Here is a 6,526-nt window from a genome sequence, read left to right as displayed (position 1 = left end):
TCTTCTTCTCGCAGATCTGGGAGCCCCGATGACCACCGCCACACCCGCCATCACCGACACCGTCCATGAGACGCCCGCCGGGTCCGGCGGCGTTCGCCGCCCAGTGCGCGGTGCGCACCGCCAGGTCGGTGCCGTGCAGCTTCGCGGCGGACGGGGGACGGCGCGCGTCCGGGTCGAGGTCGACGGCGGCCGCGGCGTCGTACAGCAGGGCGCAGGCCGCGGTCAGCCGGGCGGTGACCGGTTCCAGTCCGGCCCAGCCGGGGCGCAGTTCGGCGACGCCGTCGTGGATCGCCCACGCCGTGCCGAGGGCGAGCGCGGTGATCTGGAGCCGCATCGCGTTGAAGGTGCGTCCGATGCCCCACAGTCCGCGGCGGGAGGCGGGCAGATGCGCGCCGAGCAGCTGGGCGCGCGGGACCCGCACCCCCTCCAGGTCGAGTTGGCAGATGCGTGCGCCGCGCAGGCCCATCATGTCCAGCGGTTCCGCGACGAAGCCCTCGGCGGGCAGCGGCACCAGGGCGCCGCGGATGGAGAGGGCGGTGCTGCCGGTGCGGGCGAAGACCACCCCGACGGTGGCGCGGGAGGCGTTGCCGACATACCGCTTGGCGCCGGTGAGGGCGTAGCCGTCGGCGGGGTCGGGCAGGGCGTCCAGCCGGGTCTCCATGGCGCCGGCGTCGCTGCCGCGCGCGGGTTCGGTCATCCCGAAGAAGGTCCAGGAGCGGCCGTCGGCGATGGCGTCGTAGAACTGCGCCCGCTGCGCCTCGTCGCCGAGGGTGTCCACGGCGACGCCGGCCAGGGAGGGCCCGGAGTTGGAGCAGACCACGCCGGCGTCGCCGCGCGCGAACTCGACGGTGGCGACGACGCGCGGCAGACAGCCGTCGGTGCTGTCGAGGTCGTCGGGCATGCCCGGGGTGCGGAACTCCTTGGGGGTGGAGGCGGCGCGCATCAGGGCGAGCACCGGGGAGTCGAGCTGGCGCTGTTCGCCGCCGGGGTCGGCGTCGACGGCCAGGGCGTGGGCGCGCAGGGCGCGGCCGGCGGTCCGGCAGTCGGCACGCAGGGCGCGCAGCGGCGGGTCGAGCGGGGCGTCCGGTACGGTCACGGCCGTTCCTCCTCGGGCTGGGGCCACCCGGCGGCCGGGTGTGCGGCGGGGGCTGCCGGGGCGTCACCGGAGGGTTCGGCCAGCCAGGACGAGGCGACCAGCCAGCCGACGTAGCCGGCGCGGGCGGGGCCTTCGGCGAGGAAGCCGGAGGCGCCGAGGAGCTTCGCCGCCTCCCAGTCCAGGGCGGTGATCCGGTCGTGGGCGTCGGCGACGGCGACGGCGCTGCCGCCCGCGACACGCAGCAGCTGCACGGCGGCGGCGAGGCCGGTGTGGACATCGGCGACCGTGCCGAGCACCAACTGCTTGCGGGAGAGGAGTTCCCCGCCCGCCGTCCGCCCGGACAGGTGGGCGACGGCGTCGTCCAGCAGCCGGCGGGCGAGACCGGCGCGGACCGCGCCGAGGAGCGCGCCGAAGGAGGAGGCGGCGGGGCCGGACCCGGCGTGGACGCCGGCCGGGTGGGGTGGTGCGTGCAAGCCCGGACAACCGGACGGTCCGGATGGTCCGGACGTGCCGGACGGTCCGGGCTGCCGGCGGACGAACCGCACCCCTTCCCGCTCGGCGAGCCGGTGCGGGAGGACCGTGGCCCCGGCGGGCACGGCGTCCGCGGGCAGGGCCGCGATCCCGCCGGGCGGGGCCCCGGGGCCCGCCTCCCGCAGGGCGAGAGCGAGGCCGGGCGCGAGGCCCTGTGCGTGGGCGGTCGCCTCGCATGCCGCGATCGTGTCGCTCATCTGTCGTCCTCCGTGGTGACGGGCCGGCAGGGCGCCGGCCGCCCGTACCCACGGGCGTCCGGCGATGCCGTTCGCGGAGTGCCCCGGGCCGGTCAGCCGGCCTCGGCGAGCTCCGTCCGGTTCCTGATGTAGTCCGCGAGCGAGCCCGCGGTCCCGAACACCTCCGGTTCGAGGGATTCCGGGTCCACGTCGAGCCCGATGGTGTCCTCCAGGCTCATCAGCAGTTCGATGAAACGCATGGAGTCGAGCTCCAGGTCTTCCAGGATCCTGGTCTCGGCACTGAATTCGGGGAGCGGCCGGTCGAGGATCACGGAAAGGGAATGACGCAGGTGCTCGACTATCTCGGCGCGATCCACTGGAACAATCCTTTCCTTTACGCCTGACAATGCGGCGCTGAATCATTTCCGGGCGGCACGGCTCGGCCCAACGGGTGGTCACCCGGAGTTCTCCCGGAATGTGTTTCTCCGGCGCGCCGCGGCGGCAGTACCGTGCCGCCCCGGGGCGGGGGCGGTACGGGCGCCGGCGAGCCCCGAGGGGCTGCCGGCGCCTGGTCCGGCGGATCACCCGGGGGCTAGGCCCCCGGACCGACGGCAGTACTGCCGACTGGGCGCTGCCAGCAGGTCGTGACGAAGACTCAGAGGGAGTTCTTCGCCGCGGCCGACTTGGCGGCGATCGCCTTGGCAGCAGCCGACTTCGCGGCGATGGCCTTGGCCGCGGCCGACTTCGCGGTGCACTTGCCGGCGGCGGACTTCGCGGCGATCTTGGCGGAAGCCTTGGCGGTGGCCTTGTTCACGGGCTGCGACATTCTGCATCACACCTTCCACAGAGAGGGGTTGACGACCCCTGAGAGGCGCCGTCCGCCGGAGAGGTTTTCCTCCCCGACAACAACGAGATTCCCGGATCCGCGACGCACCGTCAACCCTTTCCCGGGGCACTCCCCGCATTCCGCGGTGGCAGTAAATGACAGGCATCAAGCGGACACCGCGAAATGCTGCCGCTTTTCCCCGGAGTGGGGATCCTGGAATCTCCGTGCGCACGCGGCGCACGGCCGGACCGGGGCCGACGGGAGCACCCGGACGGCACGGGACAGGAGGCGGCGATGCACCAGCGGACCCCGACCGGGGCTCACCCCCCACCCGACACACGGCCGGCCGCGGGCGGCCCCACGCCCCCCGCGGTGCGCGACGCCGAGCTCTGCTGGGGCCAGCGCTACCACTGGCTGCGCTACCAGCAGGCGGCGCCCGCCGATCGGCATGACGCGCACATCGTGGTCGGCTGCCCGGTCCCCGACGGGGTACCCCTCACCGCGTTGCGCACGGTGCTGGACTATCTGGTGCGGCGTCACGAGGGGCTGCGCACCGTCATCGACCCGTACGCCCGGCCCGTGCCCCGGCAGGTGGTGCAGCCCCCGCGCCCGCTCACCCTGCACGCCGCGTCCACCGAGACAGACCAGACCCCCGCCCCGGCCGAGGTGATCGCCGCACTCACCGAGCGCCCCTTCGACATGGCGGCCGAATGGCCCATCCGGGTCTGTGCGGTCACCACCGGCGGGGCGCCCCGCCGGCTGGTGGTGGTGCTGCACCATCTCGCCTTCGACGACTGGGGACTGGCCCTGTTCCAGAAGGAGTTCGGCGAGCTGGTCAGCGCCCTGACCAGCCGCCGCCGTGCCCAGCTGCCGCCGGTGGCCCGGCAGCCCGCCGACCTCGCCACCACCGAGGCGGCGCTCGGCCGGACCGGGCGGGAGGCCGCGCTGGAGCACTGGCGCGCACTGGTGCCGAGCCTGCCCGCCGACCCCTTCGGCCGCCGCCGCGCCCCCAGCCCCGACGGGCCGGCGGCGCACTCCGCCACCCTGACCTCCCCCGGACTGCTCGGTGCGGTGCGGGAGATCGCCGGACGGCTGCGGGTCTGGCCCTCGGCGGTCCATCTCGCCGCTCACGCGATGGCCACGGCCGCCTGGACCGGGGAGACCACCGTCGCCCACCGCTGGCTCGCCAGCCATCGTGAGGGCGACCGGATGTCCGTGCTGACCTGCATGTTCTCCCCCGCTCTGGTCCGCTTCGAGCTGGCCGGCGACCCGGGATTCGCCGAGGTGACCGCGCGCGTCGCCGAGCAACTGGAGCAGGCCCAGCGGCACGCCTACGCGCCGTGGGACGAGGTCGCCGAACTGGTCGCGCGGGAGGGGTTCCGGCGCGGCCGGCCCCTGCGGGTGACGTCCGAGGTGAACTTCCTCAGCTCCCCGGCACAGCGGTGCGGCAGCCGCCGGGACCGGCTCGTGCGCGGCGCGGAGCCCGCCGCCTGGGCGAGGTCGGGGACCGACAGCTACTTCCGGGTCCGGGAGCTGGCCGACGGGGTGGCGCTGGGCCTGGACGCCCGGGCCGAGGTGATGGACGCCGAGGCCGTCGAGGCGTTCCTGCAGGGCTGCGTGCGGCTGCTCACCGCCCACGCGGAGGACCCGGCCCTGGACCTGCCGCTGAGCGAGGCGGCCGGGCTGTTCGGCTTCGCACCGCCGGCCGCGCCCGCGCCGGAACGGCTCGGTGAGGATCTGGTGCGCCCGGCGGCGGTGGCCTCGGCGCTGCGCGCCCATCCGGCGGTCGCCGCCGCCGAGGTGACGGTCCGGAACGGGCGGCTGGAGGCCCGGGTGACCGCGCGTACCGCCGTCGGGGAGCGGGAGCTGCGGCGGACGACGCTGGACGCCGCCGCCGGGTTGCCGGGCGTCAGCCGCCCGGACCGGTTCACGATCACCGTCGACGCGGGCGCGGAGCCCGACGACGACGCGGGAGGCTCCGGCGCGCCCGCCCCGGCGCCGACCGGCGCCGCCGCCCGGGAGGCACTGCTGCGCGCCGTGGGAGGTGCCAACGGCCTGTCGGCGGTGGACGCCGAGGCGTCCTACACCGCGGCCGGCGGCCGGCTGCTGCTCGGTGCGCGGGTCCGCGCGGAGCTGTGGGCCCTCGGCTGGAGCGGGCTGGAGCCGGCCGAACTGGCGGGCGTCCGCCCGCTCGCCGCCCTCGCGGCCCGGCTCCGCCCGGCGGACACGGCGGGCGCGGCGGACACGGCGGACACAGCGCGTCCGGACCACGACCTGGCGGGGCCCGCGTGCACGTCACCGCTCGGCGGGTGACACCCCGACCGGACTCCCCGGAGACGGTGCGGCCGCCCGCCCGCCGAAGGCCCGAACCGCGCCCGCTCAGTGCCGTACCGGGGTGCCCGCCGGGCGCGGGAGGGAGCTCAGGCGACCTGGCCCAGCTCCGCCCCGGGCGGCTGCCCGGTGGCGAGCCGCTGCGCCAGCTGCACCCCGGCCTGGAAGCGGCTGACCGAGCCCAGGCTGCGCATCAGCGCGGCGATGTGGCGGCGGCAGGTCCGCACCGACATGCCCAGCCGACGGGCGACCGCCTCGTCGGTGAGCCCCTGGGACATCAGCTGGGCGATGGACCGCTGGAAGTCGTCCGCGATGTCGCCGTCGTAGCCGGCGCCGTCCGGGGTGAAGGCGGAGGCCGACTCCCACAGCAGCTCGAACATGTCGGACAGGCAGCCCGCCATGGTGGCCTCGGTGACCGGGCGCGCCGTCGGCGGCAGTCCGTCGGCGCCCGGCTCGACCACGACCGCCAGCGAGCGGTCGAAGACCATGGCCCCCTGGGGTACCGCGCGGATCGTCCGCAGCTCAGCGCCCCGCTCCACCAGCCGGATGACGCGGGTACGCGAGGCGAAGTCGGCGCGGTCCCGGTGCGGGGCGAGGACCCGGACGGACTGGCCGCCGTCGAGTTCGGCGCAGCAGGCGTCGAAGAGCGCGCCGATCTCCGGCGCCTCGGTGCCCGGACGGAGCGTCAGCACATCCGTCCGGCACTCGGCCGCGGCCAGCCGCAGCAGCCCGCGGACCTCCGCCTCGCCCTCCACCCGGTCGATCACCCCGAGCGGTCCGGGCACCGGCCCGCAGGCACCGGCCACCGCGTCGATCCGGGCCCGCAGACGGTCGGCCTGCTCGCGCTGCTGGAGGATCGCCCGCTCGATCGGGGACAGCGCGGCGACCGCCGCGGAGCGGGCGTCGACCGGGAGCAGCACGGTGCCGGGCTCGTCGCCGCTGCGCAGCATGTGCATCTCGACCAGCCGGGCGACGGCGGTGAAGACCTCCCCGGAGCTGAGCCGCAGCTCGGCCGCCACCCGGTCCAGCGCGGCGGTGGAGACACCGCCGTGCAGCATCGCGTACTGGTGGACGGCGGCCAGGGTGTCACTGTCCGGAGCCGTGCCGGGGAGCTCCCGTCCGGGTCCCGCACCCGGTCGGGGCGACGCGCCCGGCACGGTCGCCGTGATCGTCGTGGTCATGGAGCGTACCTCCTTGAGTGCCGCTGTTCCGAAGCGTCGCCGCCGCCCGTGCCCCTCTCACCGAGGCGGTGCCGGGACGCGCTCCACCCGCTCATGGTGTGCGAGCCCTCCATCGCTCCGCTCCCGTCGCGGGGGCCGTCCCGGCGGCGGCTCCCGGCGCGCCACCCTTCCGCTGTCGGACCGCTGTCGAACCGCCGTCGAAGCGCCCTCGGGGTGGCACCGGCGGCCGGTGGCGAACCACGCCCGGCCGGACGCCGGACCGGTTCCGGCCTGCGGCGATCCGGTGGTGGCGGGCACCGACAGCGGTCCGATGGCGGATCGAGAGCCCGGCGCGGTCAAGTGGGCGACGCACGAACGGCAGTGCCCCGGGGCCTCGCTCCGCCGC

The 6,526-nt window shown here is 76.1% G+C and carries 6 protein-coding genes; 1 reads left to right on the top strand and 5 read right to left on the bottom strand.

The window, feature by feature from the left end; translation table 11 throughout:
• The 4 genes from E0D90_RS22110 to E0D90_RS26750 form a co-directional block, all read right to left on the bottom strand.
• A partial coding sequence (locus E0D90_RS22110; protein ID WP_130799792.1) for an acyl-CoA dehydrogenase family protein occupies positions 1–1,096 on the bottom strand: 1,096 nt, incomplete at its 3' end.
• Entirely contained in the window at positions 1,093–1,824 is a 732-nt protein-coding gene (locus E0D90_RS22105) for an acyl-CoA dehydrogenase family protein (RefSeq protein WP_130799791.1), read from the bottom strand. The genes E0D90_RS22110 and E0D90_RS22105, both read right to left, overlap by 4 nt.
• A 92-nt stretch (positions 1,825–1,916) precedes the next feature.
• Positions 1,917–2,180: an acyl carrier protein gene (locus tag E0D90_RS22100; protein WP_103500597.1), complete on the bottom strand. Its 264-nt coding sequence runs from the start codon at positions 2,178–2,180 to the stop codon at positions 1,917–1,919.
• 278 nt (positions 2,181–2,458) lie between these two features.
• Positions 2,459–2,629: a hypothetical protein gene (locus tag E0D90_RS26750; protein WP_157996908.1), complete on the bottom strand. Its 171-nt coding sequence runs from the start codon at positions 2,627–2,629 to the stop codon at positions 2,459–2,461.
• Positions 2,630–3,001: 372 nt separating this feature from the next.
• Here E0D90_RS26750 and E0D90_RS22095 point away from each other — a divergent pair, with 372 nt between their 5' ends.
• A complete protein-coding gene (locus tag E0D90_RS22095) occupies positions 3,002–4,942 on the top strand; it encodes a condensation domain-containing protein (protein WP_170215033.1) in 1,941 nt (646 codons plus the stop codon).
• A 107-nt stretch (positions 4,943–5,049) separates the two neighbouring features.
• Here the strand turns inward: E0D90_RS22095 and E0D90_RS22090 are convergent, their stop codons facing one another.
• Complete coding sequence (locus tag E0D90_RS22090; protein ID WP_130799789.1) at positions 5,050–6,141, bottom strand: helix-turn-helix transcriptional regulator; 1,092 nt, start codon at positions 6,139–6,141, stop codon at positions 5,050–5,052.
• Positions 6,142–6,526 lie beyond the last annotated feature (385 nt).

It is taken from the genome of Streptomyces otsuchiensis, from assembly GCF_004305975.1.
Lineage (GTDB): Bacteria > Actinomycetota > Actinomycetes > Streptomycetales > Streptomycetaceae > Streptomyces > Streptomyces otsuchiensis.
The sequence above is the reverse complement of the archived record's forward strand: the minus strand, read 5'-3'. Positions and strand labels throughout refer to the sequence as shown.